The 25,451-nt window shown below is 40.5% G+C and carries 24 protein-coding genes; 21 read left to right on the forward strand and 3 right to left on the reverse strand.

The window, feature by feature from the left end; all coding sequences use genetic code 11:
• Nucleotides 1–152: 152 nt before the first annotated feature.
• The 8 genes from DWA30_RS07355 (at nt 153) to DWA30_RS07390 (ending at nt 5,315) form a co-directional block, all read left to right on the forward strand.
• Complete coding sequence (locus tag DWA30_RS07355; RefSeq protein WP_114491893.1) at nt 153–476, forward strand: hypothetical protein; 324 nt, start codon at nt 153–155, stop codon at nt 474–476.
• A gap of 155 nt (nt 477–631) precedes the next feature.
• On the forward strand, nt 632–910 hold the full coding sequence (locus tag DWA30_RS07360; RefSeq protein WP_210725396.1) for a TIGR03643 family protein: 279 nt from the start codon (nt 632–634) through the stop codon (nt 908–910).
• Nucleotides 907–2,022 carry an FAD-binding domain-containing protein gene (locus DWA30_RS07365; RefSeq protein ID WP_114491894.1) on the forward strand — a complete coding sequence of 372 codons (1,116 nt, stop codon included), beginning with the start codon at nt 907–909 and terminating at the stop codon, nt 2,020–2,022. Before DWA30_RS07360 ends, DWA30_RS07365 begins: the two co-directional genes overlap by 4 nt.
• Nucleotides 2,019–2,183, forward strand: a complete 165-nt coding sequence (locus tag DWA30_RS07370; RefSeq protein ID WP_114491895.1) for a DUF2256 domain-containing protein — start codon at nt 2,019–2,021, stop codon at nt 2,181–2,183. The genes DWA30_RS07365 and DWA30_RS07370 overlap by 4 nt, the downstream gene beginning before the upstream one ends.
• Before the next feature lie 4 nt (nt 2,184–2,187).
• A complete protein-coding gene (locus tag DWA30_RS07375) occupies nt 2,188–3,675 on the forward strand; it encodes a cryptochrome/photolyase family protein (RefSeq protein ID WP_114491896.1) in 1,488 nt (495 codons plus the stop codon).
• Nucleotides 3,676–3,830: 155 nt separating this feature from the next.
• Entirely contained in the window at nt 3,831–4,463 is a 633-nt protein-coding gene (locus tag DWA30_RS07380) for a dioxygenase family protein (RefSeq protein WP_114491897.1), read from the forward strand.
• 9 nt (nt 4,464–4,472) lie between these two features.
• Nucleotides 4,473–4,844: a VOC family protein gene (locus DWA30_RS07385; protein ID WP_114491898.1), complete on the forward strand. Its 372-nt coding sequence runs from the start codon at nt 4,473–4,475 to the stop codon at nt 4,842–4,844.
• Between the two features lie 3 nt (nt 4,845–4,847).
• On the forward strand, nt 4,848–5,315 hold the full coding sequence (locus DWA30_RS07390) for a DinB family protein (protein ID WP_114491899.1): 468 nt from the start codon (nt 4,848–4,850) through the stop codon (nt 5,313–5,315).
• 15 nt (nt 5,316–5,330) lie between these two features.
• On the opposite strand, the gene DWA30_RS07395 is transcribed toward DWA30_RS07390, so the two are convergent.
• Nucleotides 5,331–6,152 (reverse strand): DUF6503 family protein, encoded by an 822-nt coding sequence (locus tag DWA30_RS07395; protein WP_114491900.1) that lies wholly within the window; start codon nt 6,150–6,152, stop codon nt 5,331–5,333.
• 82 nt (nt 6,153–6,234) lie between these two features.
• On the reverse strand, nt 6,235–8,034 hold the full coding sequence (locus DWA30_RS07400) for an FIDD domain-containing protein (RefSeq protein ID WP_114491901.1): 1,800 nt from the start codon (nt 8,032–8,034) through the stop codon (nt 6,235–6,237).
• Nucleotides 8,035–8,116: 82 nt separating this feature from the next.
• Between DWA30_RS07400 and DWA30_RS07405 the strand changes: the two genes are divergently transcribed.
• The 13 genes from DWA30_RS07405 to DWA30_RS07465 all read left to right on the forward strand — a co-directional run bounded on the left by DWA30_RS07405 (nt 8,117) and on the right by DWA30_RS07465 (nt 24,577).
• The gene (locus DWA30_RS07405) at nt 8,117–8,923 is read left to right on the forward strand and encodes a TrmH family RNA methyltransferase (protein WP_114491902.1); all 807 of its coding nucleotides are present in this window, start codon (nt 8,117–8,119) and stop codon (nt 8,921–8,923) included.
• 8 nt (nt 8,924–8,931) lie between these two features.
• The gene (locus DWA30_RS07410) at nt 8,932–10,188 is read left to right on the forward strand and encodes a M48 family metallopeptidase (RefSeq protein WP_114491903.1); all 1,257 of its coding nucleotides are present in this window, start codon (nt 8,932–8,934) and stop codon (nt 10,186–10,188) included.
• A 61-nt stretch (nt 10,189–10,249) separates the two neighbouring features.
• The gene (locus DWA30_RS07415) at nt 10,250–12,457 is read left to right on the forward strand and encodes a RelA/SpoT family protein (protein WP_114491904.1); all 2,208 of its coding nucleotides are present in this window, start codon (nt 10,250–10,252) and stop codon (nt 12,455–12,457) included.
• 23 nt (nt 12,458–12,480) lie between these two features.
• Entirely contained in the window at nt 12,481–12,936 is a 456-nt protein-coding gene (locus tag DWA30_RS07420) for a Fur family transcriptional regulator (protein ID WP_114491905.1), read from the forward strand.
• A 6-nt stretch (nt 12,937–12,942) separates the two neighbouring features.
• On the forward strand, nt 12,943–14,214 hold the full coding sequence (locus DWA30_RS07425) for an adenylosuccinate synthase (protein WP_114491906.1): 1,272 nt from the start codon (nt 12,943–12,945) through the stop codon (nt 14,212–14,214).
• Between the two features lie 45 nt (nt 14,215–14,259).
• On the forward strand, nt 14,260–16,032 hold the full coding sequence (locus DWA30_RS07430) for an OstA-like protein (RefSeq protein ID WP_245933880.1): 1,773 nt from the start codon (nt 14,260–14,262) through the stop codon (nt 16,030–16,032).
• The gene (locus tag DWA30_RS07435) at nt 16,032–17,219 is read left to right on the forward strand and encodes an aspartate aminotransferase family protein (protein WP_114491907.1); all 1,188 of its coding nucleotides are present in this window, start codon (nt 16,032–16,034) and stop codon (nt 17,217–17,219) included. The genes DWA30_RS07430 and DWA30_RS07435 overlap by 1 nt, the downstream gene beginning before the upstream one ends.
• A gap of 140 nt (nt 17,220–17,359) precedes the next feature.
• Nucleotides 17,360–18,760 (forward strand): tetratricopeptide repeat protein, encoded by a 1,401-nt coding sequence (locus DWA30_RS07440; protein ID WP_114491908.1) that lies wholly within the window; start codon nt 17,360–17,362, stop codon nt 18,758–18,760.
• Between the two features lie 32 nt (nt 18,761–18,792).
• Complete coding sequence (locus tag DWA30_RS07445; protein WP_114491909.1) at nt 18,793–19,764, forward strand: DUF368 domain-containing protein; 972 nt, start codon at nt 18,793–18,795, stop codon at nt 19,762–19,764.
• A 126-nt stretch (nt 19,765–19,890) separates the two neighbouring features.
• Nucleotides 19,891–20,913 carry a DUF368 domain-containing protein gene (locus tag DWA30_RS07450; RefSeq protein WP_114491910.1) on the forward strand — a complete coding sequence of 341 codons (1,023 nt, stop codon included), beginning with the start codon at nt 19,891–19,893 and terminating at the stop codon, nt 20,911–20,913.
• The gene (locus tag DWA30_RS07455; RefSeq protein ID WP_114491911.1) at nt 20,906–21,637 is read left to right on the forward strand and encodes a shikimate dehydrogenase family protein; all 732 of its coding nucleotides are present in this window, start codon (nt 20,906–20,908) and stop codon (nt 21,635–21,637) included. The genes DWA30_RS07450 and DWA30_RS07455 overlap by 8 nt, the downstream gene beginning before the upstream one ends.
• A gap of 102 nt (nt 21,638–21,739) precedes the next feature.
• Nucleotides 21,740–23,941 carry a DUF349 domain-containing protein gene (locus tag DWA30_RS07460; protein WP_114491912.1) on the forward strand — a complete coding sequence of 734 codons (2,202 nt, stop codon included), beginning with the start codon at nt 21,740–21,742 and terminating at the stop codon, nt 23,939–23,941.
• 3 nt (nt 23,942–23,944) lie between these two features.
• Entirely contained in the window at nt 23,945–24,577 is a 633-nt protein-coding gene (locus DWA30_RS07465; protein ID WP_114491913.1) for a methyltransferase domain-containing protein, read from the forward strand.
• A 6-nt stretch (nt 24,578–24,583) separates the two neighbouring features.
• Here the strand turns inward: DWA30_RS07465 and mazG are convergent, their stop codons facing one another.
• Nucleotides 24,584–25,360, reverse strand: coding sequence for a nucleoside triphosphate pyrophosphohydrolase (gene mazG / locus DWA30_RS07470; RefSeq protein ID WP_114491914.1), 777 nt, complete (start codon nt 25,358–25,360; stop codon nt 24,584–24,586).
• Nucleotides 25,361–25,451: the final 91 nt, after the last annotated feature.

Here is a 25,451-nt window from a genome sequence, read left to right on the forward strand (position 1 = left end):
TGCAATTAAAAGTGATGTGTGGAACTGTTAAGAAATAAGGAATAATGCGAAATTAGAATTTTAAGGTTTTTGAAAGCGTTGTATCTTGTTATCGATTCTATCGAGTTGAAATTCAAGATTAGCATATTAACCGGAACTAATTTACGACAGCTATGTGGGAAGAAAATTTAAACCGTTACGATGCCATTGTTGCCCACTGCACAAGATTTGATCGCAAGGGAAAAACCATGCCTCATACTTCTGCCAATGGTCATATGTTCTCATTGCTTAACAAAGAGGGTGTCTTGGGCATCCGTTTCGCTAAAGAAAAACAGCAAAGGTATATGGAAGCGTTTACGACTTCATATTTTAAATCGTATGGAGCCGCCATGAATGGATATATACAGATTCCCGATGCGTTATGGCTTGATACCGAGCTATTAATAAGACTATTGAACGAAAGTTACGATTACGTAATGTCACTTCCGAAGAAATAATTAAAGATCTTTAATTTGGTTACATGCTGCATTATGAAGCATTGTAGATTAGTAAAACATTAAGAACATGCCATTAATTTTTTTGTAACTTGACTGTTGTAAAAGTCTGGAATTGCTATCCGGTTTTTACTTCGGAAAAAAGAAAAATTAAACTTGTGAACAAATTATCTCCTAGAGATCATGACCGTGTTATTGAAATGGCATGGGAAGATCGAACCCCTTTTGAAGCAATTACATTTCAGTTTGGATTAAGCGAAGCAGATGTTATTGTGTTAATGCGAAATTCACTAAAACGTTCTTCATTTAACTTGTGGCGAAAACGTGTAAACAGTGGAACGAGCAGAAAACATCTAAAGAAACGAGATCCCGATATGAATCGATTTAAAAGCAGTCGACAAAAACCAATCTCAAACAATAAAATATCGAAACGATGATCTTTCCAACTTCCATGGAAAGCATTACCGCGCGTATTGAGGCTATAGATCCTGAAAAATATGCAACATCCAGAAATTACAAAGACGGTGCACTAACCTATTTAAGTCCGTACATCTCCAGAGGTGTCATTAGTACTAGACATGTTTATCATCATCTTCTGGAAAGAGACCTTTCGTGGAACAAAATAGAAAAACTGGTTCAGGAGCTGGCTTGGCGTGACTATTGGCAGCAGGTATGGGTAGCCAAAGGCGACGAAATAAATTCAGACCTTAAATCGGTGCAGACTAAGGTTGTGCATCATTGTATTCCGAAAGCAATTACAGAGGCCAACACGGGAATTAAGGCCGTAGACTCAGGTATCGCCGGATTAATTAATACCGGATACATGCACAACCATATGCGTATGTATGTTGCTTCAATCGCTTGTAATATAGGCAATTCGCATTGGTTTATGCCTGCACAATGGATGTATGGTTATCTACTTGATGGCGATTGGGCGAGTAATGCCTTGAGTTGGCAGTGGGTAGCGGGCTCGAACGCGAATAAGAAGTACATTGCGAATCAAGAGAATATTAACAAGTATTTTTATTCTACACAACGAGGCACTTACTTAGATAGGTCGTATGAATCATTGGCTCAAATTCCTGTCCCGGATGAGCTAAAAGAAACTGCAGTGTTCCAACATAATACGAGACTACCTGCAACTAAAGATCTTGCGATCGATTTAAACAAGAGCACCCTTATTTATACCTACTACAATATGGATCCTAAATGGCGTGCCAGTGAGGATGCTAATCGAATTTTACATTTAGACACTGCGCTTTTTCAAAAGTATCCTGTTAGTGATGCTTGTATTGACTTTGTTCTACAGCTATCGAAGAATATAAAGGGAATCCAACTTTTTAAAGGCACTTTTAAGGAACTCGAGAAGCATATTGATTTGAACAACACTTACTATAAAGAACATCCCACGACAGAACATTATTCAGGAATAAAAGATCCCAGAGATTGGATGTTCCCTGTTAAAGGGTACTATTCATCCTTCTTTTCATCCTTCTTTAAATTTTGGAAAAAATGGAAGAAACATTCTAAACAAAAACGAATCCGATGAAACGAGCTTTTCTAAAGAAATATAGGGTACCCAAAAAGATATGCCCGGTTTGTGAACGCCCCTTTTCATGGCGAAAAAAGTGGGAAGCTAATTGGGGTGAGATCATTTATTGTAGTGAACGCTGTCGTCGTTCAAAAAAGAGTAGCACGCAAAAACTGTAAATATATGGCCACCAAAGTAGGTATCTTATTTCCACATCAGCTTTTTGATACACATGCAATACTAAAAAATACAGATCGCATTTATTTGATCGAAGAATTTTTATTCTTTCGATTCTTTAATTTTCATAAATTAAAAATTGCGTTTCACCGTGCATCGATGCAAGCTTTCTATAAGCGTTTGAAAGAAAACAAAATAAAGGTCGAATATATTGAAAGCAATGATAAACGAAGTGATATTCGCGAATTTCTAAAATGGTTAGCACAAGAAAAAATTGCCGAACTTCATTATATAAACCCAACAGATACCTGGTTAGAAGAACGAATACAAAAAGGAACCAATGAATTGGATATTAAAACCAATGTATATGAAAATCCTTTATTCCTAAATGATCGATCACAGCTTAGAAAATTCTTTCGCCCGGATAAAAAATCTTTCTTTCAAACTACCTTCTATAAACAACAACGGAAACAGCGAAACATTCTATTAAATGCTTCAAAAGAACCGGAAGGTGGGAAATGGAGCTATGATTCTGAGAACCGAAAAAAGTTTCCGAAGGACAAAACACCGCCGGCCATTCATTACCCTGAAGGAGATGAATATTGGACAAGTGCAGTAGCATATGTGAATACACACTTTGCTGATAATTTGGGGACACTAACCAATGAGTCGCAGTTTCCATATACTCCCAAACAGACCAGTGAATGGCTCGAACAGTTTTTATCGTATCGGTTTTACAAATTTGGAGACTATGAAGATGCCATTGTACCTAACTCTCTATTGCTACATCATAGCGGTCTAACTCCAATGCTAAACATAGGATTGATATCGCCGCAGACGGTTGTAGAAGAGGTCCTTTTATTTGCTTCGGAAAATGATATCCCTATAAATTCTACTGAAGGTTTTATTCGTCAAATTATTGGGTGGAGAGAATTTATGCGTGGCATGTACGAATGCAAAGGCAGCTATGCGAGAACAAAAAATTTTTGGGGCTTTTCTCATAAACTTCCTAAAAACTTTTATGATGGCACAACAGGTATACTCCCGGTAGACCAAACGGTCAAAAAAGTGTTGAAACATGGGTATTGTCACCATATTGAAAGGCTTATGATCTTAGGAAATTTTATGCTGCTTTGCGAGATCAATCCCAAGGAAGTATATCGCTGGTTTATGGAGCTGTTTATTGACGCTTACGACTGGGTCATGGTTCCCAATGTATATGGTATGAGTCAGTTTGCAGACGGCGGTACCTTCGCAACTAAACCTTATATTAGCGGCTCCAATTATATTCGTAAAATGAGTAATTACGAACATGGAGATTGGGAAACCATTTGGGATGGCTTGTTTTGGCGTTTTCTCGATACCCATCGCTCCTTCTTTCTCGAAAACCCACGCTTAGGGATGCTCGTAAGGAATTTTGACAAAATGGATCAAGAGACTCAAAAAAACCACATTCACACAGCCAATCAATTTTTGAAAACCATTCATACATAAATGATTCCTAACTCTACATTATTTGCTACAAAAGTGTTAACACTTAACGCAGCATAGTCTTAGCAATACGGCTTTTCAAATCGTAAAGTGTCACTAGTACTTAACCGGTTACGATTTTCCTTTGTATCTTTAAGCTGATCAAGACTTTAAATGTTATGAAACAGTTACTTCTTCTTTGCTTTTTCTCATTCTTGTTCATTGCATGTGGAGAAAAGACAAATACCCAAACATCGTTGGTTTTGGAAACAAATACCCAAACTAAAACAAATTGCGAATGGTGTGGGGCCATGGATGCACCTAAGAACCTGTCTTGGAAAACAACCATCGCTTCTAAGTCAGAACCCGGAGAACGCATGGTACTAACCGGTACTATTTATCAACCTGATGGAAGTACACCGGCTTCCAACGTGCTTATCTATGCGTACCATACCAACGCTGAAGGTATATATCCTAAGAAAGGAAATGAAACAGGCAACGGCAGTCGTCACGGCTATTTACGAGGTTGGATGCGCACCAACGATCAAGGCAACTACCAAATAAGCACGATTAGACCGGAGGCGTATCCTACGCGTAGTGAACCGGCACATGTGCACATGACCATTGCTTCAGACACGATTCGAGAATATTGGATCGCCAGCACCTTATTTCAAGGGGATCCGCTAATCACTTCCGAAGAAAAAAATAGCGATCCAAGATCCGGAGGGTTACCGTACATTATTGAATTAACTAAAGATGCCAACGGAGTATGGATAGGCAATCGAGATATTATTTTAAATCCAACCTATTAAAGAACATCTATGAAATTAGGAGCCTTCTCAATTAGTTTAAACGTAAAAGACCTTAAAAAATCGAAAGCATTTTACGAATCCTTAGGATTTAAAGAATTTGCCGGAAGCCAAGAACACAAGTATTTGATCATGAAAAATGAAGACGCGCTTATTGGGCTATTTCAAGGCATGTTCGAAAATAATATTATTACCTTCAATCCCGGCTGGGATGCAAATGCAAAGCCACTTCAAGAGTTCGATGACGTGCGGCATATCCAAAAACAGCTAAGGTCCGACGGAATTTCTTTAGAATCGGAAGTTGATGAAGCTACCTCAGGTCCCGGTAGTTTAGTGGTGCTAGATCCTGATGGTAATGCCATACTTATAGATCAACATGTTTAAGCCATGAAGCATACGGAACAACTAGCGAAACATGTACACGATATGTACTTTGGAGGAAATTGGACCGATGTAAATATAAGAGATACACTCGCCGATGTAAATTGGAAGGAAGCTACGACACAAATTAAAGATCTCAATAGCATTGCTACCTTGACGTACCATATTCATTATTATTTGAGAGAAGTTATTAAAGTACTGGAAGGACAACCTTTAACGGCCAAGGATAAATTTAGTTTTGAGCATCCGCTAATTTCTTCTGAAGCAGATTGGCAACAATTTCTACAAACCACATATACCACTGCAGAAAATTTCGTAAAAAGCATGAAACGCCTAGATGATGCGTTACTCCATACAACATTTATAGATAAAAAGTACGGTAGCTATTACGGAAACTTGCTAGGAATAATTGAGCATAGCCATTATCATCTTGGACAACTTGTGCTCATTAAAAAGTTGTTGCGACAATCCTAGTTCGCTGTGCTTTGGTTATTCAATTTCCGGCATTTCAACAATTACTGCCGATTCCGGTTTTTTAAAGACCGAATCTTCTAATGTAGTTTCGGTAACGGTGATTTTCTTAAACCGCAGATCATTGCGTTCATCGGTGGGTTTGCCGTCTTCTACATTGTACCAAGTTAATTTTTTGGGAAGTAAGAGTCCATTTACCTCGGTCCACTCGTCGTATTTAATAAAATGCCAATCGTCTACCGTAGCATCCTTTCCGAAGGTAACTGTATACCCCAACCACTCCATCTGGTTGGTATCCGGATGAAAATATAGAATATATTCGTCCTTTGGCGAATCACCTACGCCGGCTTCATACGAAACTTTCACACCTTTATAGTTTGTACCATCGAGCTCGGTGAGTGGCATTATTTCATATTGTATGCCGTCATCTCCTAAAACGAAGGGCATGGCGTAAAAGTAAAACATCAAATTATGATAAAATCGAGCGTTCCCTTTATACGACCCGGGATCGTTCTCTAACAACCAAACGTCATCGCCGTTAAAGCCAATGCTCCAATCTTTTGTTTCAATTTTCGATCTTCGGTCATGTAATGAGATTGTATGTGTTTCATTTCCATTCTTTCCATCCATTTCAAAGCACAGGTTATGCATCTTATTCCATTGGGCCATGGTACCATGCGCTTCGAAAACAGCCTGCATGGGAGCCGGGTAGTCAGCTGTTTCTTTCATCGCTACCGAAGTTTCCATCTCGGTTTCGTTCATATCTACTTTCTCCTCTGTAGCGTTTTTGCACGATACAAATAGTAAGGCACAAACAAATAGTATAGACAAATTTTTCATGGGTTGGTTTTAGTGTTTACGTAAAAATAAAAAAAGCTCTCGGTTTTGTCGAGAGCTTTCACAAAACCTTAATAATCAACTGTTAATTCTTTAGAAGTTTTTTAGTGATCGTATTTTCTTCGGAAACAATGCGAATAAGGTATATCCCGGCCGAAATGTTTTCTACGGAAAAGGTACAACGCCCTTGAATAGGCTTCAACATCTCTGAAGCCAGCTGTTTTCCGGACAATGTATAGATTGTGATGGTTACTTCTGAAGCAAGATAAGACGATTGAATGGTGATCGATTCCGAAGTCGGATTCGGGAACAGTGCCAAATCGGCCAATACATTTTCTTCAACTGAAAGAAATACCTCAGCATCTAAAAAGTCTGGAATTCCGTTGCCGTTGGTATCATCATCTAAAGGCGAACCATTATTATTATAGTCTTCCATTTCTGTAAGCGTAAGGTCGCCGTCATCGTCACTGTCCAGGTAATTCTCTATGGTGTCACCATCGGTGTCTATAAAGATACGAAGACCTGTGGCTCCAAAACCGGCTCCTATAGCGGTGATCTCATCGATAGTTGGGACACTGTCGCCGTCATCGTCATCGTCTAAATAGTTTGGTATCTCATCGAGATCGGTGTCGTCATCTTCCAAATTACCGTTGTTATTAAAGTCTTCATTTACATCGGGCACTCCATCGTTGTCACTATCTAATGCCACCCCATCGGTTTCTATCGTAAAAGATGCCACTTCAAAACAATCATTCCCTAAACGGGATAATCGTACAAATATAGGTTGTGGATTCGATGCGTTTTCATGCATGGTGGGATCGGTGATTGGTGCATTGTTCGTGATGGCATTGGCTTCGGTTTCAAAATACACCACTTCAAAATCGGCCGGGTCTTGACCATTTAATACCACCGCATCATTTACGGTAAGATCGAAAAGTGCCAATCCGTCGCCATCGCCTTCATCGATAAAAATGTCGTCTGGTTGAGCAATGGTAAGCCCTTGCTGTACTTCCAGGTCGAATGAAATTCCATTAGCTATATAGCAGCCGGTATTTACATCTTGGATCCCAACATAGATGGTTTGAGGATTCGAAATGTTTTGAAAACTATCGGCATTGGCAATCGGATTAACATTCATCGTCGCATCCACTTGTGTTAAGAAGAAAGACACATCAAACTCTGTGGGGTCTTGGCTGCCAAGAATCGCCTGAAGTTGAACCGTAAGATCGAAAGTCGCAAAACCATCGAACGGCAATTCGCAAATTAACAAGGGATCGAGGGAATTGGGGCTTATCGGCAACGGATTGACTATCAGCTCCAACTCTACTATTTCAAAGCACCCATTAGAAGGATATTCGGCTCTCGCATAAACGATTTGAAATTCTGCAACTACATTTTGATAGGGACTCGCCAAAGGAAAAACTCCAGCTAGCGCATCTGTCAAGGTTTCGTGATACGACACAACTATTTCCGGATCACCATTAGCGATCTCTGCATCTTTGGAGGTAAGGTCGAATGTTGCGAAACCATCATTATCATCATCACAAACTTCGAGTGGTGATGGGGTGGTAGGTACCGGCAGCACATTAAAATTCACGTCGATCGAATCGGTGCAGGTCAATGCACCTTCTGTGATCTCAACACTATAGGTTCCATCTTGTATTACTAATAAGGTATTACTGGTCTCCCCTGGAATTAAGGTTCCGTTAAAGAACCATTGAAAACTATCGGCCGGATCAACAGGTTCGGCTACTAACGTTATGGTATCTCCTTCGCAGCTTTCTATATCGGGCCCAAGATCGACGGTACAGTCGAAGTTGTTTCCCATTATAGTGAAAGTAAATACAAAGTTTAGTACTAGTAAAAGGCGTAATTTTAAATTCATTCGAAACTATTTTTTTGCAAGATAGTAAAACGAATGTTCACTTCGTATTTCGAGTGAAACAACAAAAAAGTATCTTTACAGCATGCATATGTACATTTCAAGTCTTCAAAATGCCTTGGTAAAACAGTTGGTGCTTCTGCAGGATAAATCTCGGGAACGAAAAAAGACCGGGCTTTTTGTGATCGAAGGGCAGCGTGAGATACAGCTCGCCCTTAAAGGCGGTTATGTATTTCAGAAAGTGTTGTACTGTACCGAGATCCTTTCCGAAGAAACACTTCAGCAAATTAGCCAACAAACGCAGCAATCGACTCAATATTTTGAAGTATCCTTAGAAGTGTATCAAAAAATTGCATATCGCGGAGCAACGGAAGGAATACTTGCCGTGGCAGCATCGAAACAGCACGAGTTGGCACAATTAGAATTCAACTCAAAGACTCCCTTACTCCTCGTTGCTGAAGCACCCGAAAAACCGGGTAATATAGGTGCATTATTGCGTACCGCTGATGCCGCTAATTTGGACGCCGTGATCATTGCCAATCCCAAAACAGATCTTTACAATCCAAATATTGTACGCAGCAGTGTTGGGTGCCTCTTTACCAACAAAATTGCGACCGGCACTACGCAAGAGATCATTGCCTACTTGCAAAAAACGAAGCTGTCTATTTATTGTGCCGCGCTCCAAGCCTCGGTTCCCTACCATAGTTGTGATTTTAAAAAAGCAACCGCCATCGTTGTGGGTACCGAAGCGACCGGACTTTCCGAAGAATGGTTGGCAACTAGCACCCAAAACATCATAATCCCGATGCAAGGAGAAATTGATAGTATGAACGTTTCTGTAGCCGCCGGAATTCTTATCTTTGAGGCTAAAAGACAACGGAATTTTCTGTAAATCGCGCTATGAATCCAACCAGTCTGTTCTACCTCCTAATAGGTATCCTTATTCTAAATTTTATAGTTGATAAAACCCTATCCTATCTAAATGCTAAACACTACAACGACCCTATTCCCGAACCACTAAAAGACGTGTACGATACTGATGAATATCGAAAATCACAAGAGTACAAAAAAGAGCAGTACCGTTTTTCGATGTTCAGCGCAACCATCTCACTTGTGGCTACCTTACTATTCTTCTTTCTCGACGGTTTCGCTTATGTGGATGCGCTGGCGCGATCGCTAGTATCCGGCGCGGTGTGGGTCGGACTTGTTTTCTTCGGAATCATACTACTTGCCAGTGATCTAGTAAGTATTCCGTTTAATTATTATCGTACGTTCGTAATTGAAGAAAAGTACGGTTTCAACAAAACCACGATCAAAACATTTGTGCTAGATAAACTGAAAGGCTGGATAATGTTACTAGTACTTGGCGCTCCCCTACTCGCACTCATTATTTGGTTCTATGAAACGACCGGAGCTGATTTTTGGCTGTATGCCTGGGCAGTGCTAACGCTGTTTTCGGTTATTATGAATATGTTCTATGCCAAGTTGATCGTGCCCCTTTTCAACAAACAAACCCCCTTGGATGCCGGCAGCCTTCGTACCAAGATCGAAGTCTATGCAAGATCGGTTGGCTTTACGATCGATAAGATCTTTGTGATTGATGGTTCTAAACGAAGTACTAAAGCGAATGCCTATTTCTCCGGCTTCGGAAGCGAAAAACGGATCACCTTATACGACACCTTAATTAAAGATTTGGAAGAGGAAGAGATCGTGGCTGTTCTCGCACATGAGGTTGGTCATTACAAAAAGCATCATATCTTGTTCAATCTAGCCGCCTCCATTCTAACTACAGGATTGATGCTGTGGCTATTGTCACTTTTTGTTGGTAGTTCGGTGCTTTCCGAAGCATTGAACGTATCACAACCCTCATTTCATATTGGTCTCATCGCATTTGGAATTCTATACACACCTATTTCGGAAATCACAGGTCTGTTAATGAATTATCTCTCACGCGTGTTTGAGTATCAAGCAGACAATTATGCCAAAACGACTTATAGATGGCAACCACTTATTTCGGCTCTAAAGAAATTGTCGAAAAATAGTTTAAGCAACCTTACACCCCACCCTGCTTATGTCTTTATGAACTATTCGCACCCAACTTTGTTACAGCGTTTTCAGAATTTAAAAAAGGACAGTGACAACCCTACCATAGCGTAGCAGGCACATTTCGGGTATAAATTTTGTTGTGTATTCTTGAACGAAGTAGTACTTTAGATATATGACAGAGGAAGTTTTAGAGCAAGAGAAGAAGAAACTCGCCAAGGAGTATAAGGAGCTGTTGAAGATTAGTTATCGGACGCTTACTGCAAAGGATAAAAAATTGATTCGATCTGCTTTCGATGTCGCCGTGGATGCACACAAAGAACAGCGTCGAAAAAGTGGTGAAGCCTATATTTTTCACCCGATAGCAGTTGCCAAGATAGTTGCTTCCGAAATTGGATTGGACGCTACGTCAATTGCGGCGGCCCTATTGCACGATGTGGTAGAGGACACCGATTATTCGTTGGCCGATCTCGAACAAATGTTTGGCGAAACGGTAGCTCGAATTGTAGACGGACTTACCAAGATCTCGCAAATGCCCTACGATGGCGATGTGTCGTTACAAGCAGAGAATTTCCGTAAGATGTTGCTTACGCTCAATGAAGACATTCGCGTTATTATCATAAAAATTGCGGATCGGTTGCACAATATGCAGACCATGGATTCCATGCCGGAGCACAAGCAGGTGAAGATTGCTTCGGAAACATTGTACATCTACGCACCAATGGCACATCGCATTGGGCTGTACAACATTAAGACCGAACTGGAAGACCTTGGCCTAAAGTATACCGAGCCGGAAGTTTACAATGACATCCTAGGTAAAATTAAAGAGAGTAAAGAAGAGCAAGATGCTTATATCGAAGCTTTTTCTAAGATCATTAGAGATTCATTAAATTCAGAAAACTTAGATTACGATATTAAAGGCCGTCCAAAATCGATCTTTTCTATTCGCCGTAAGATGTTGGCTCAAAATGTGAGTTTTGATGAAGTCTACGATAAGTTCGCGGTTCGTATTATTTACAAAAGCGAAACACCCGAACAAGAAAAATTTATTGCTTGGAAGATCTATAGCATTGTTACCGATCATTTTAGACCAAACCCGATTCGCTTACGCGATTGGATATCTTCTCCAAAATCTACCGGCTATGAAGCCTTACACATTACGGTTATGGGTCCTAAAGGCCGTTGGGTAGAAGTACAAATTCGAAGTCAACGCATGAACGAAATTGCCGAAAAAGGCTATGCGGCGCATTACAAGTACAAGAATAAAGAGAAAGATGATGGCGGACTCGAAGGTTGGCTCAATAAATTACAAGACACGCTGGAAAACAGTGAAATTAGTGCTGTTGATTTCGTAGAAGAATTCAAATTGAATCTATACGCGAAAGAGATCTTTGTATTTACACCTAAAGGAGATCTGTTCTCGCTACCAAAAGGAGCCACAGCTCTAGATTTCGCATTTCACATTCATACAGAAATTGGTACGCACACTCGAGGTACAAAAGTAAATGGAAAACTCGTACCCCTTAGTCACGTTCTCAAAAGTGGGGACCAAGTAGAGATCATCACTTCAGAAAAAAGCAAACCTACTGCGAACTGGCTGGATTATGCTACCACAGGTCGTGCACGATCAAAGATCAAATCATCACTAAAAGATGAGAAGAAACAGATCGCCGAAGAAGGTAAGGTCATTTTGGCTAGAAAATTGAAATCCTTAAAGATCACGCTTGATGAAAAGACCATTAATCAGTTGGTGGTCTATTTCAAGGTTAAGACCAGTTTGGACCTCTTCTATAGAGTTGGTGCGGGAATTATCGACAACCAGAAACTGAAAGATTATGCCGCATCTAGAAGCAATGCCTTTGTTAGTTTCTTTAAGAATCGCATGCGCAAACCAGGGAATGCAGAAGACATCAATAGAGATGAGATTACCGAGAAGTACGACCAATTGGTCTTCGGAAAAGAAGAGGAAAAGTTAGACTATAAAATGGCCAATTGTTGCAATCCCATACCCGGAGATGATGTATTTGGATTCGTGACTGTAAATGAAGGTATCAAGGTTCATAAGCAAAACTGCCCTAATGCATTGCAATTACAGAGCAATTACAGTTATCGCATCATGCCGGCCAAATGGATCGACTCTACCCAGCGTGAATTCAAGGCCGAATTGCGAATCACAGGAATCGATGCAGTTGGATTAGTAAACGATGTCACAAGGGTCATTTCCAACAACCTCCATATCGACATGAAAAGTGTTCACTTCGACAGTAACGATGGGGTTTTTACTGGTAAGATTGTAGTTGTGGTTAAGAACAAAACCATTCTTAATAATTTAGTGGATAACATTAAAAAAATAAACGGAATAGATAAAGTTAGCAGAGTATAAATATGTAACTTTGTAGTCGACGTATGAGTTCTAAAACAGACCAAAATAATCAAGCAATTGTAAAGAATGTTTTTACGAACTTTCTGGAAGAGAAAGGTCATCGTAAAACACCCGAACGCTACGCGATTCTTCAGGAAATATACAACCACGACGACCATTTCGATATTGAATCTTTATACATCACGATGAAGAACAAGAATTATCGTGTGAGTCGGGCTACATTGTATAACACCATAGAATTGTTGCTAGGTTGCGGACTCGTACGTAAGCATCAGTTTGGCCAAAATCAGGCACACTACGAAAAATCATACTTCGACAAACAACACGACCACGTTATACTTTCGAACGGAGAAGTGATCGAATTCTGCGATCCGCGAATTCAATCGATCAAGAAAACCATCGAAGAGGTCTTTAATGTCGAAATTACCAACCATTCTTTATATTTCTACGGAAATAAAAAGCAACCCACCAATTCATAATACATTATGGCAGTAGACTTACTACTTGGATTACAATGGGGCGACGAAGGAAAAGGAAAGATCGTCGACGTCCTAACAAAAGACTATGATATCATCGCTCGTTTTCAAGGCGGCCCAAATGCCGGACACACGCTCGAATTCGATGGCATTAAGCACGTGCTTCATACCATTCCCAGCGGTATTTTCCATGAAAATGCGATCAATTTGGTTGGAAATGGTGTCGTAATCGATCCCGTCATCTTTAAGAAAGAATTGGAGAATCTTTCCAAGTTCGATCTGGATATAAAGAAAAAACTCCTTATTTCCCGAAAAGCACACTTAATCTTGCCTACGCACAGATTACTCGATGCCGCTTCCGAAGCAGCTAAAGGAAAAGCGAAAATAGGCTCCACCTTAAAAGGAATTGGTCCTACCTATATGGATAAAACCGGACGTAACGGAATTCGTGTAGGTGATCTTGAACTGGAGAATTGGCAAGATAAATACCGTGCACTGGCGAATAAACACGAAGCGATGATCGATTTTTACGATGTAGATATCGAATACGATCTGGCCGAATTAGAGCGAGAGTTCTTCACTGCCATAGAGAGACTAAAGGAACTTACCTTTATTGATAGCGAACAGTACCTATACGATGCACAAAAAGAAAAAAAGACCATCTTAGCCGAAGGTGCCCAAGGGTCTTTGCTCGATATCGATTTTGGAACCTATCCGTTCGTTACATCTTCAAATACCACGGCCGCCGGTGCTTGTACCGGCCTTGGCGTTGCACCGGGAAAAATCAAAGAGGTGTTCGGAATATTTAAAGCCTATACCACCCGTGTAGGTAGTGGCCCATTCCCAACCGAACTCTTTGATGAGAACGGTGAGACCATGGCTCGGGTTGGGAACGAATTTGGAGCTACCACCGGGCGACCAAGACGCTGTGGATGGCTTGATCTGGTAGCCTTAAAATATGCGGTCCGTGTAAATGGTGTGACCCAACTTATGATGATGAAAGGCGATGTACTTAGCGGTTTCGACAAACTTAAAGTATGTACTGCTTACAATTATAAAGGAGAGACCATAGAGCACCTACCTTTTAATATTGAAGCAGAGAATGTGACGCCTATCTATACCGAATTGAACGGTTGGCAAGCAGATCTTACTAAAATGACCGAAGCATCACAATTGCCCAAAGCTCTTAATGAGTATATCTCTTTCTTAGAAAAGGAACTGGAAGTGCCCATTAAGATCGTCTCGGTTGGTCCCGATCGCACGCAAACAATTCATAGGTAATAAGAATTCGTAAGGATTTTCGTTACTATTCTAAACGATCCGAAGTTGAAGATAGTTACTTACATATTTATTTGTTTGTTTTTCTTCGGAAACATACTGCTGGCTCAAACCGATCCACCTAAACAAAAAGTCGATATCCAATCGGGATATCTGGAAATAAAACCCGAACTACCAGATGCTATTGTCTATACTAAGGACAACACAGGTCAAGTATATATCGTACATGAAGGTGTAGAAATGTGGTGCGATCAAGCCTATGTCTATTTAAAGGATAATTTTGTAAAAGCCTACGGAAACGTTCGAATCACCCAGGGCGATACGGTTTCAATGAACAGCAAGTACGCCGAATACAACGGAAATACCTCTTTTGCGTTTGCCAGTGGCGATGTGGTCCTAACAGAACCCAAAACCACCTTACAAACCGATACCCTCTATTTTGACCGCGTTAAACAACAAGCCTATTACCGCACCGGCGGAACGGTTCGCGACACCGCCAGTACCCTTACCAGTAGAATAGGAAGGTATTATGCGGAAAGTAAAAAATACCAGTTCTTGTCCGCTGTACAAATTGTAAACCCGAAATATACAGTAAACAGCGAACAACTCGATTTTTACTCCGAATCTGGAGGTGCTTATTTATATGGCGAATCCACCATTGTTAGCGAAACCAGTACCGTGTTTTGTGAACGTGGCTATTATGATACGCGGGGTGACACAGGTTATTTTGTAAAAAATTCTCGCGTCGATTATGAGAATCGCACCTTGTATGGCGACAGTATCTATTTTGACCGCAACAAGAGTTTTGCTTCGGCCACCAATAACATACGAGTAATCGATACATTGAACAACAGTTTGGTCACCGGGCATTATGCCGAAGTATATAGAGACAAAGACTCTGTTTTTATTACCAAGCGAGCCTTGGCTGCAACACTACGGGATTCAGATTCGGTATTCGTACATGCCGACACTCTTAGAATTACCGGAAAGCCGGAGAATCGAATTCTTAGAGGATTTTATCGCGCGCGCATGTTTAAACGAGGAAAACCGGGTGAAGCGCCTACCAGTGGAACTTGCGATTCCATTTATGTAAACGAACAACAAGGAATTACCAAACTAATACGAAATCCGATCTTATGGAGTGGTGAGAACCAAATGACAGGTGATACCATTCATCTATTGTCGAATAAAGTAACTGAAGAGCTCGACACCCTAAAGGTGTTCAACAATGCTTTTCTAATACAAAAGGACAGCGCCGGGTATAATCAGGTGAAAGGAGAACGCTTAATAGGGTTGTTCACCGAAAATGAATTAGACTCTGTTTCTATTATCAAGAATGCAGAAGTGATCTATTTTGCGCGTAATGATAAGAACGCATTAATTGGGATCAACACCACAACCGCCAGCTCCATAGAACTCTATCTCGAAAATCAGCAGATCGTAGGCACCAAATTTATAAAACAAGTTCCCGGAAAGATCTATCCACCTTCCGAATTCCCAGAAAACGCCCGAATACTTCCCGGCTTTAATTGGCGGGGAGAGGAGCGATTGTTGCGAAAATCTGATCTCTTTGCTGGAAAACCGCCCCCCATATTACCTAAGATCCAAGGAATTCCCTTGCCCGAAGATGAAGGCGAGTTCTTTGATGATATACCTCTGGATGAGATCGAGCTACCAACAGAGTCGAAACTCAATCCTGAAGATCTTCAGAATAGAGAAAGCGACCCTAAACCCATGACGAAACAGTCTGAACTGCAGCTTGGATTACAAAAGAACGACAGTATTCCGAAGAAAAAAGAAACTGAAGACAACCAATACTAATGCGTAAGGATTTTTTTACATATCAGGCGCAAACCACTCCGCATCCATTAGCAATGGAAGTATCCCATGCTTCCGGATCGTATATTTATGATACCAATGGGAACAAGCATCTCGATTTTGTTGCAGGTGTCTCTGCCTGCAGTCTAGGTCATTGCCACCCACGAGTCGTGACCGCCGTAAAAGAACAGCTTGATCGCTATATGCATGTCATGGTCTATGGCGAATATGTACAAAGACCTGCCGTACAATTTGCCAAATTATTAGCCTCGAAATTACCGGCACCATTAACTACAACTTATTTAGTGAACAGTGGTACAGAAGCTATCGAAGGGGCGATGAAATTAGCCCGTCGCGTCACCGGAAGAAGCGAATTCTTATACGCAGATAAGGCCTATCATGGAAACACCATGGGTTCGTTAAGTGTTATGGGATACGAAGCGCGTAAGAAACCATTTGAACCTCTACTACCCGACTGTCACCCTATTGCTTTTAATGCTGAAGCATCGCTGGAGCGTATCACCGAAAATACAGCTGCCGTACTTTTAGAGACCATTCAAGGAGGCGCCGGATTTATTTTTCCTAAGAATAATTGGTTAAAAAAGGTAAAAGTCCGTTGTGAAGAAGTAGGCGCTTTACTAATTCTAGACGAGATTCAACCCGGATTTGGTCGTACGGGTACTTTGTTCGGTTTTCAACAGTTTAAAGTGATACCCGATATTCTTGTGATGGGAAAAGGCATGGGCGGTGGCCTACCTATTGGTGCGTTTACGGCTTCGGAAGCACATATGGCGCTACTAAAAGACAATCCGAAACTTGGACACATTACTACTTTTGGTGGTAATCCTGTAATAGCGGCAGCAGCACTAGCGACACTACAAGAGCTTACAGAATCGGACCTTATGGCACAAACGCTAAAAAAGGAACAGCTGTTCAGATCACAATTGCGACATCCACTTATTAAAGAAGTTCGAGGCAAGGGGTTAATGTTGGCATTGCTCATGGAATCGGCCGAGATTGCTTCAGAAGTAATCCTTCGTTGCAAAGAGCGGGGACTCATACTTTTTTGGCTTCTTTTTGAACCTAAAGCAATTCGCATTACACCACCGCTAACAATTTCAGAAGAAGAAATAACAGAAGGCTGCGCCATCATGACAGCCGTATTAGATGAAGTATCAAAAATCGAATAACCATATAACTAACTGATATACAATATTTTAAATACTTAAAGCTTTGTTAATAATACTGTTAACAAGAAAGGCGGCATAACTCTTGAAAGCCCCATTACATTAGTATCTTTAAAATAGATGAAACAGTTAAACCGTTACGTATGCAAATACCCCCCAACGAGCATAACAACTTTTCCCTCTCCCGTTTCGAATCTATGCTGAAAACTAATAGTGTCCTTTTCTTCGACTCTGAAGAATTTGAGGATATTATTCAGCATTATCTTGAAAACGGGAAAATTGCTTTGGCCAAAAAAGCAACCAAACTGGGATTAGAACAGCACCCTACTTCTACCAATTTAAAATTGTTTCAAGTAGAAATGTACATCTTTGAAAATAAATTGGACATCGCAGATCAACTCTTAGATGAATTGCACGTGTTAGAACAGTCCAATGAAGAGATTTACATACAAAAAGCAAACATCCTTTCGCGTCGTGATAAACACAAAGATGCAATTAGACTATTAGAACAGGCGTTAGAAGTGACCAACGACGAAAGTGACGTGCTCTCTTTAATTGGGATGGAATATCTATTCTTGGAAGATTTCGAGAATGCGAAGTATTTCTTTATGAAATGCTTAGAAGAGGACGAAGAGGACTATTCTGCCTTATACAATATCATCTATTGTTTTGAGTATTTAGAACAGCATGAGGCCGCGATCGATTATCTAAACGACTTTTTGAATAAGAATCCGTACTGTGAGGTCGCTTGGCATCAAGTAGGAAAACAATATTATTTTCTGAAGGACTATAAAAAAGCATTAGCAGCTTTCGATTTTGCCATTATAAGCGATGATCGTTTTATCGGTGCCTATTTAGAAAAAGGGAAGGTGCTGGAAAAACTAAAACAATACAAAGAAGCGATCGAAAGCTACTCGATCACCTTAGGGCTGGATGATCCTACGTCTTTTGCACTGTTACGTATCGGGAAATGCTACGAAAAATTAGGAGATCCGGAGCTTGCGCTACAATTCTATTCCAAATGTGTAGAGGAAGATGCCTTGCTCGACAAAGGATGGATCGCTATTACCGACTACTACATCAAGAACAAGAACTATAAAAAGGCCTTGTACTACATCGATAAAGCACTCAATATAGACAGTGAGAATGTGCTTTACTGGAAGCGCTATGCTAAAATTAATACGCGATTAAAATTATATGAGGAGGCCGAGCACGGATTTAGACGCACCTTGGAGTTAGGAAATTACGAACTGGAAACTTGGTTAATGCGTTGCGATATCCTCATACAATTAGGTGAATATGAGGCAGCAGTAAAGAATTTGTTCCAAGCTTCAGAATTCTACCCGGAAAACGCAGAGATCGAATTTCGATTAGCAGGACTGTACTATTTTCTAACCGAAGACAGAAAAGCAGAGTTTCACTTGAAGAACGGACTCAAATTCGATCCGGAATTTTCAATGATTATTGAAGAGCTTTTCCCAACGGTGTACCTGCGAAATTCGGTGAAGGAAATAATCAAAAAACACAAAAATCCTTCGGTCTAAATCGTTACTTTTGAAGCCTAGAAAACAACGCTATGCCTTCACGTAATCTACTGCAGTACCTTGTTATTACCGCTAAAGGACTTGCTATGGGTGCTGCCGATGTGGTTCCCGGAGTTTCCGGTGGAACCATCGCTTTTATATCAGGGATCTACGAAGAATTGATCGAGACCATCCATAAATTGGATCTCGGAATTTTCAGAATTTGGAGAAAGGAAGGATTTGGATCGGCTTGGAAATCCTATAACCTCGGGTTTTTACTCGCTTTGTTTTCCGGAGTCATCATTAGTATTTTATCGTTGGCAAAATTGATCGCATGGTTACTTACGAACCACCCTATCCTAATTTGGTCGTTCTTCTTCGGACTTGTAGTAGCTAGTATTTTATATGTTGGAAAGCAAATAGAGAACTGGAATGTAAAAATAGTCATTGCCTTGGTCTTGGGTGCTGCTTTCGCGTATGCCATTACCTTGGCCAAACCAGTAGGAACACCCGATAGCAATTGGTTCTTATTTTTAGCCGGCTTTATTGCGATCATCGCCATGATCCTTCCCGGAGTTTCGGGATCGTTTATCCTCTTGTTGTTAGGTGCCTATCAATCTATTATCGGTACGTTGACACAGTTAGGTGATGGGATCACCAAAATGAATTGGACTATTTTTTCCGAAGCATTGCTAAAAATTCTGATTTTCGCAGTGGGTGCTATTATTGGCCTCAAGGTGTTTTCCAGAGTACTTAACTGGCTATTCAAGAATCACAAGAATTTGATTCTCGCCATCCTCACCGGATTTATGATAGGTGCGTTGAACAAAATTTGGCCTTGGAAAGAAGTGCTCGAATACCGCACTTCTCACGATGGTACAAAAGTTCCTTTTTTAGAACGCAGTATTCTACCTAATGCCTATTCCGAAGACCCTCAAATATTGCTGGCGCTGGTCTTTATAGTGATCGGATTTCTAAGTATCTTTTTACTGGAACGCATAGCCGTTAGAAAAGAAAGCAACTAATTTTCTATTAACTAGACCGGCTTGTTTTTATTTTAACATTTTGTGTAGTTCATATACAGCCTAATTTGATAGCTTTATAATGGCAAACACAGTGCAATCAACCCCAAGAAAAATCGTTGCCTTCGTATGTACGAAAACAGATCTTTTTCAGATAAAGTTTGGCTCGTTTTAAAAGGCCTGGGTATGGGTGCTGCCAATAAAGTTCCCGGAGTCTCCGGAGGCGTTGTTGCCTTTGTCGCCGGATTTTACGAGGAATTTATTTATTCGCTTCAAAAAGTAAACAGGAAAGCCTTCGCCCTGTTGATCAATGGTCGGTTTAAAAGCTTTTACCAATATACAAACGGTCAGTTTTTGTCACTGTTGATCGCAGGAATGCTTATAAGTTATTTTAGTGTCTCTAAGTTATTAGATTATCTTATCGAGCATTATGAATTGTATGTTTGGAGTGCTTTCTTCGGAATGATCATCGGTTCTATTTATTTTATCGCAAAGGATTTTGGCGAATGGAATCGAAAATATGTTGCCTACCTTCTCTGTGGGATCATTGCCGGTGTAAGTATTAGTTATTTAGAGCCCGCAAAAGAGAACAGCAATCTTATTTTTGTTTTTTTCTGCGGAATCATAAGCGTTTCAGGCATGACCTTACCGGGATTATCGGGTTCTTTTATCCTGATACTTTTGGGTAATTACGTATTACTCTTAGTCGATTCTGTAAATGCCTTATACGACCTTTTCGCTAGCCTACTGCAGCTTGATTTTTCTTTTACAAAGGATACCGAACAAATGGAACTATTAAAAGTATTAGCGGTCTTCGCACTGGGTTCGCTAGCAGGACTGGTCTCCTTATCACATTTGCTGGCGTATGTACTAAAACGCTATAAAAAAGCGACCTATGCCGTTATTATTGGGTTTATTGCCGGTTCTCTAGGCGTCGTATGGCCTTGGAAAGAAAAATTACTATCATACGACCTTAACGGCAACATATTGTACGATGCGGACGGGAGAGAGATTATCTATGGATACGATCGTTATTTCCCATCAGAATTTTCGCTCGACACCTTCTTTGCGATTTTCTTTATTTTTGTAGGAATCATTATTGTACTCAGTCTCGACTGGTACCATAAAGCGAGGACAACTAACCATGGCTAAATACGGATTGATAGGAAGAAACATCGGTTATTCCTTCTCAAAGACCTTTTTTTCTATAAAATTTGAAAAAGAGAACCGACAAGACACATATCATAACTTTGATATCGAAAGTCTGGAACAATTCCCTGAGATCCTCGCCAAACACGACGATTTAAAGGGTCTTAACGTCACCATTCCCTATAAGGAAAGTATTATCCCAAAATTAGATCGATTGCACAAGGACGCCAGTGAAATTGGTGCGGTTAATACCATTAAAATAAGTAGGAAAGGAAAGTTGATAGGATACAATACCGATCATTACGGATTCGCCAAAGCACTTGCCAATCTACTTCCGTTAAAAGATAAAACAGCTTTAATTCTTGGTACGGGTGGTGCTTCAAAAGCGATCGCCTTTGTACTTGAAGCCATGGACTTCGATTATCATTTCGTTTCACGTACCGAGGCCGAACAAACGCTCACCTACGACGCATTGAACAGGCAGTGCATTCAATCGCATTTCCTTATTGTAAATTGTACCCCTTTAGGCACCTTTCCCGATGTGCATGAGTTTCCAAACATTCCGTATCAGTTCCTCACCTCAGATCATGTGTTATTCGACCTAATCTACAATCCGCGTGAAACCGAATTTATGAAACGCGGGTTCGCAAAAGGAGCGCGTGTAAGTAATGGGCTAAAAATGCTGGAACATCAAGCCAAAAAAGCTTGGTCTATCTGGAAATCTTAAAATTAGCCTAAAAACCTCCGAATTAACAACGCTATCTTGGGTAATTGCACAGTTGTTAGTATCTTGACCCTTCCAATAAAATGAACCTTAACATTGCAATATATGTCTGACACTAATTCGCAAAAAGAAGATCCTAAAGAAACTGAAACCTCAGCAGCCGATGCTGCTAAAAAAACAACTTCTGAAGCAGCTAAAGAAGCACAAACCGATTCGGGTACCATAGCTGAAGCTTTGGAGGCAGAGGCAGCGGCCGTTTCTAAAAAACCCAAAGCCCAAAACGTAACCGATGATGATCTAGAGCCCGTAGGCAACGCGATTGTAGAAGAGTCGGCGTCTAATACACCAGATTCCGAAGAAAAAGCTTCAGAGACAAGTAGTGATTCAGACGAGAATAAAACCGAGAAAACGACAGATAAAAGCGCTCCCGAAAGCGAAACCGAAAGCTTGGATGCTTCCGAAGAGAAATCAAATACAGCTGCCAAAGAGACGGTGAATAAAAGCGACGAAGCGGATGATGACAGCGCTGAAGACGAGGAAGAGATCGCCTCTTCAGACGATGAGGACGAGGAAGAAGACGAGGATGAAAAAGATTATCACGCACTATCGAAAAAAGAACTAATAGCCGAATTAGAGTCATTGCTAAAAAGCAAGCCAGTTCAAGAAATAAAAAATGATGTTGAAGAAATTCGATCTGAATTTAATGCCAAGTTCAATGAAGAATTAGAGAACAAAAAAGAAGAGTTCCTGGCCGAAGGTGGAAATATCATCGATTTCTATTTTACAACACCGTTAAAAAAAGAATTTAATTCGCTGTATTTCGATTACAAAGAGAAGCGAAATAACTACTACAAGAACCTTAAAAAGGATCTGCAGGCAAATTTAAACAAGCGACAAGAACTTATTGAAGAGTTAAAAGGCTTGTTAAATGCCGAAGAGAATATCAATACCACTTACAATCATTTTAAAGACATACAAAGCAGATGGCATGAGGCCGGACCAATACCGCGTGATAAATACAACATTGTTTGGAACACCTACCATCATCACGTAGAGAATTTCTACGATTTCCTACATTTAAACCGAGAGTTTCGAGACCTTGACTTTAAACACAATCTGGAACAAAAACTTAAGATCATAGGTCGTGCCGAGGAACTTGGACAGGAAGAGGATATCAATAAGGCATTTAGAGAGCTGCAAATGCTTCATAAGATGTGGAAAGAAGATATTGGTCCTGTTGCGAAAGAGTATCGCGAAGAAGTGTGGGAAAAATTTAGTGCGGCCACCAAGGTTATCCACGATAAACGACATGCACATCAAGCCGAGTTAGAAAAGGAGTTTGAAAAGAATTACGACAAGAAACTCGAACTGGTAGAACAAATAGCAGCGGTAATTCCTACCGACAAGCCCGACAGCCATAAGAGTTGGCAGCAGGCCATTAAAAAGGTACAAGCTTTACGTGATGCTTATTTTGAGATAGGAAAGGTCCCTCGTAAGAAAAACAAGGAGATCTGGAATGCATTCAAGGAAGCGACTCGTACATTCAATAGACAAAAAAACGCCTTCTACAAGAACCAAAAAAAGGAACAATACAAAAACCTAGATAAGAAGAAAGAACTGGTTAAAATTGCCGAAGCGAACAAGGACAGTGATGACTTCGACGCTGTAACGCCGCTTATGAAGAAGATTCAAAGCGATTGGAAGAAGATTGGTCATGTTCCCAGAAGAGACAGTGATAAGATCTGGAAACAGTTTAAAAGTGCCTGTAACCATTATTTTGATCGCCTACATGCCCAGAAGAATGAGGCCAATAAAGAAGAAATGGCAAATTTTGAAGAAAAGAAGGCCTTTTTAGACACTATGGATTCGTTTGAAGTGAGTGGCGATCATAAAGCAGACCTTAAGGCCATTAAAGATAAGATCGCCGAATGGAAAAAGATTGGTCGCGTACCTTACAACAAGAAGAATATTGAGCAGAAATTCAACAAGAAACTGGACGAGCTCTTTAAAAAGCTGGACTTAGGTAAAAAGGAGGCCGAGCTCATTAAGTTCGAGAATAAATTGAATTCTATCGTATCTCAAGAAGATGAGCGAAAACTTCAAAATGAGCAATATTACATTTCCAAGAAGATATCGGAGGCTAAAAATGAAATTAGACAACTAGAGAACAACCTTGGTTTCTTTCAGAATACAGATTCCGACAATCCTTTGGTACAAGAAGTACACAAGAACATCGCCCGTCATAAAGAACAGTTGGAAGTTTGGAAAGCAAAATTGTCGAAAGTAAAATCGGCACGACATTCGTAACCCATGGTCGCTTGCCCACTCTGTAAGAACAGTGATACCAAGCTATTGACGACAGTTCGAGAGAGCGACTATCTAAGTTGTCCAAATTGCCACATTGTATTTAAAGATCCATCGCACTACGTATCGGCGGCACAAGAAAAAGAACGCTATTTAGAACACAACAACGATGTAACCGATATGCGTTACCAATCGTTCGTATCTCCTATTGTCGAGGCGGTCACCAAGGATTTCCCATCGGGAAGTTATGGGCTCGATTTTGGCGCAGGAACTGGGCCGGTGATTTCGGTAATGCTCTCTAAATTAAACTACACATTAGAATTATACGATCCTTTTTTTCATCAAGATAATCGCGTCTTAGAAAACACCTATCATTTTATCGTATGTTGTGAAGTAATGGAGCACTTTCATCATCCTGCCAAAGAATTTGCATTGCTTCGGAAAATGCTTCGGAAAAATGGTGCTTTATACTGTATGACCGAACTACTGCCTAAAGACAAAGCATTTATAGATTGGTACTATAAAGACGACCCTACACATGTGGTCTTCTATTCGGAAGAAAGCTTAGCATGGATTCGCGAACATATCGGATTTTCAGAAGTGATCGTAAATGGACGATGTATAACCTTCCGAAGGTGATTTAAACTAGTTAACTGTTTTTGCCTCTTCCCAAAACACGTCCATTTCGGCTAAGGTCATATCTTTTAATGGTTTGCCTAATTGCTTTGCTTTGCTCTCTAAATACTGAAATCGTTTGATAAACTTCTTGTTGGTACGCTCCAGTGCATTTTCGGGATCTACCTTTAGAAAGCGAGCATAATTGATCATGGAGAATAGCACATCACCAAATTCGGCTTCCATCTGTGCTTCGTTGTCTTGAGCAACCTCGTGTTGTAGTTCTTCCAACTCTTCTTTTAACTTTTCAAAAACCTGATGCGGTTCTTCCCAGTCAAAGCCTACTCCGGCCACCTTATCTTGAATGCGATTGGCTTTTACGAGTGCCGGCAACGACTTTGGAACGCCTTCCAACACACTCTTTTTTCCTTCCTTAAGTTTTAGGTTTTCCCAATTTTGTTTGACCTCTTCTTCATCTTGTACCTCAACATCGGCATAAATATGTGGATGGCGCGCTATTAATTTTTCACAGATCTGATTGGTGACATCGGCAATATCGAAATCGTTGGTCTCGCTCCCAATTTTTGCATAAAAGACTATATGTAGCAACAGATCGCCCAGTTCTCCTTTCACCTCCTCTAGGTCGTTCTCTAAAATGGCATCACCTAATTCGTAGGTCTCTTCAATGGTGAGATGTCGCAGTGTTTGCATCGTTTGCTTTTTATCCCATGGGCACTGTTCTCGCAGTTCGTCCATAATAGTGAGTAGTCGGTCGAACGCTTGCAATTGTTGTTCTCTAGTATTCATTGCTGTTTATAGAAGGGTGTTGTACAAAACTAAGTAATTCTGCTTCAGAAAATAGAAGACTTGTTAAAAATAAAACAGCCCTCAAAGTTAC

This window comes from Candidatus Ulvibacter alkanivorans, from assembly GCF_003333325.1.
Classification (GTDB): domain Bacteria; phylum Bacteroidota; class Bacteroidia; order Flavobacteriales; family Flavobacteriaceae; genus Ulvibacter_A; species Ulvibacter_A alkanivorans.

What these genes read in the sequence shown, in the direction of transcription:
- DWA30_RS07380 (WP_114491897.1), top strand. Translation starts at nt 3,831, where the DNA reads ATGAAACAGTTACTTCTTCTTTGCTTTTTCTCATTCTTGTTCATTGCA.
- DWA30_RS07440 (WP_114491908.1), top strand. Translation starts at nt 17,360, where the DNA reads ATGCAAATACCCCCCAACGAGCATAACAACTTTTCCCTCTCCCGTTTC.
- DWA30_RS07415 (WP_114491904.1), top strand. Translation starts at nt 10,250, where the DNA reads ATGACAGAGGAAGTTTTAGAGCAAGAGAAGAAGAAACTCGCCAAGGAG.
- DWA30_RS07410 (WP_114491903.1), top strand. Translation starts at nt 8,932, where the DNA reads ATGAATCCAACCAGTCTGTTCTACCTCCTAATAGGTATCCTTATTCTA.
- DWA30_RS07365 (WP_114491894.1), top strand. Translation starts at nt 907, where the DNA reads ATGATCTTTCCAACTTCCATGGAAAGCATTACCGCGCGTATTGAGGCT.
- DWA30_RS07445 (WP_114491909.1), top strand. Translation starts at nt 18,793, where the DNA reads ATGCCTTCACGTAATCTACTGCAGTACCTTGTTATTACCGCTAAAGGA.
- DWA30_RS07425 (WP_114491906.1), top strand. Translation starts at nt 12,943, where the DNA reads ATGGCAGTAGACTTACTACTTGGATTACAATGGGGCGACGAAGGAAAA.
- mazG (WP_114491914.1), bottom strand. Translation starts at nt 25,360, where the DNA reads ATGAATACTAGAGAACAACAATTGCAAGCGTTCGACCGACTACTCACT.
- DWA30_RS07390 (WP_114491899.1), top strand. Translation starts at nt 4,848, where the DNA reads ATGAAGCATACGGAACAACTAGCGAAACATGTACACGATATGTACTTT.
- DWA30_RS07385 (WP_114491898.1), top strand. Translation starts at nt 4,473, where the DNA reads ATGAAATTAGGAGCCTTCTCAATTAGTTTAAACGTAAAAGACCTTAAA.
- DWA30_RS07450 (WP_114491910.1), top strand. Translation starts at nt 19,891, where the DNA reads ATGTACGAAAACAGATCTTTTTCAGATAAAGTTTGGCTCGTTTTAAAA.
- DWA30_RS07400 (WP_114491901.1), bottom strand. Translation starts at nt 8,034, where the DNA reads ATGAATTTAAAATTACGCCTTTTACTAGTACTAAACTTTGTATTTACT.
- DWA30_RS07460 (WP_114491912.1), top strand. Translation starts at nt 21,740, where the DNA reads ATGTCTGACACTAATTCGCAAAAAGAAGATCCTAAAGAAACTGAAACC.
- DWA30_RS07420 (WP_114491905.1), top strand. Translation starts at nt 12,481, where the DNA reads ATGAGTTCTAAAACAGACCAAAATAATCAAGCAATTGTAAAGAATGTT.
- DWA30_RS07465 (WP_114491913.1), top strand. Translation starts at nt 23,945, where the DNA reads ATGGTCGCTTGCCCACTCTGTAAGAACAGTGATACCAAGCTATTGACG.
- DWA30_RS07455 (WP_114491911.1), top strand. Translation starts at nt 20,906, where the DNA reads ATGGCTAAATACGGATTGATAGGAAGAAACATCGGTTATTCCTTCTCA.
- DWA30_RS07355 (WP_114491893.1), top strand. Translation starts at nt 153, where the DNA reads ATGTGGGAAGAAAATTTAAACCGTTACGATGCCATTGTTGCCCACTGC.
- DWA30_RS07395 (WP_114491900.1), bottom strand. Translation starts at nt 6,152, where the DNA reads ATGAAAAATTTGTCTATACTATTTGTTTGTGCCTTACTATTTGTATCG.
- DWA30_RS07435 (WP_114491907.1), top strand. Translation starts at nt 16,032, where the DNA reads ATGCGTAAGGATTTTTTTACATATCAGGCGCAAACCACTCCGCATCCA.
- DWA30_RS07370 (WP_114491895.1), top strand. Translation starts at nt 2,019, where the DNA reads ATGAAACGAGCTTTTCTAAAGAAATATAGGGTACCCAAAAAGATATGC.
- DWA30_RS07405 (WP_114491902.1), top strand. Translation starts at nt 8,117, where the DNA reads ATGCATATGTACATTTCAAGTCTTCAAAATGCCTTGGTAAAACAGTTG.
- DWA30_RS07375 (WP_114491896.1), top strand. Translation starts at nt 2,188, where the DNA reads ATGGCCACCAAAGTAGGTATCTTATTTCCACATCAGCTTTTTGATACA.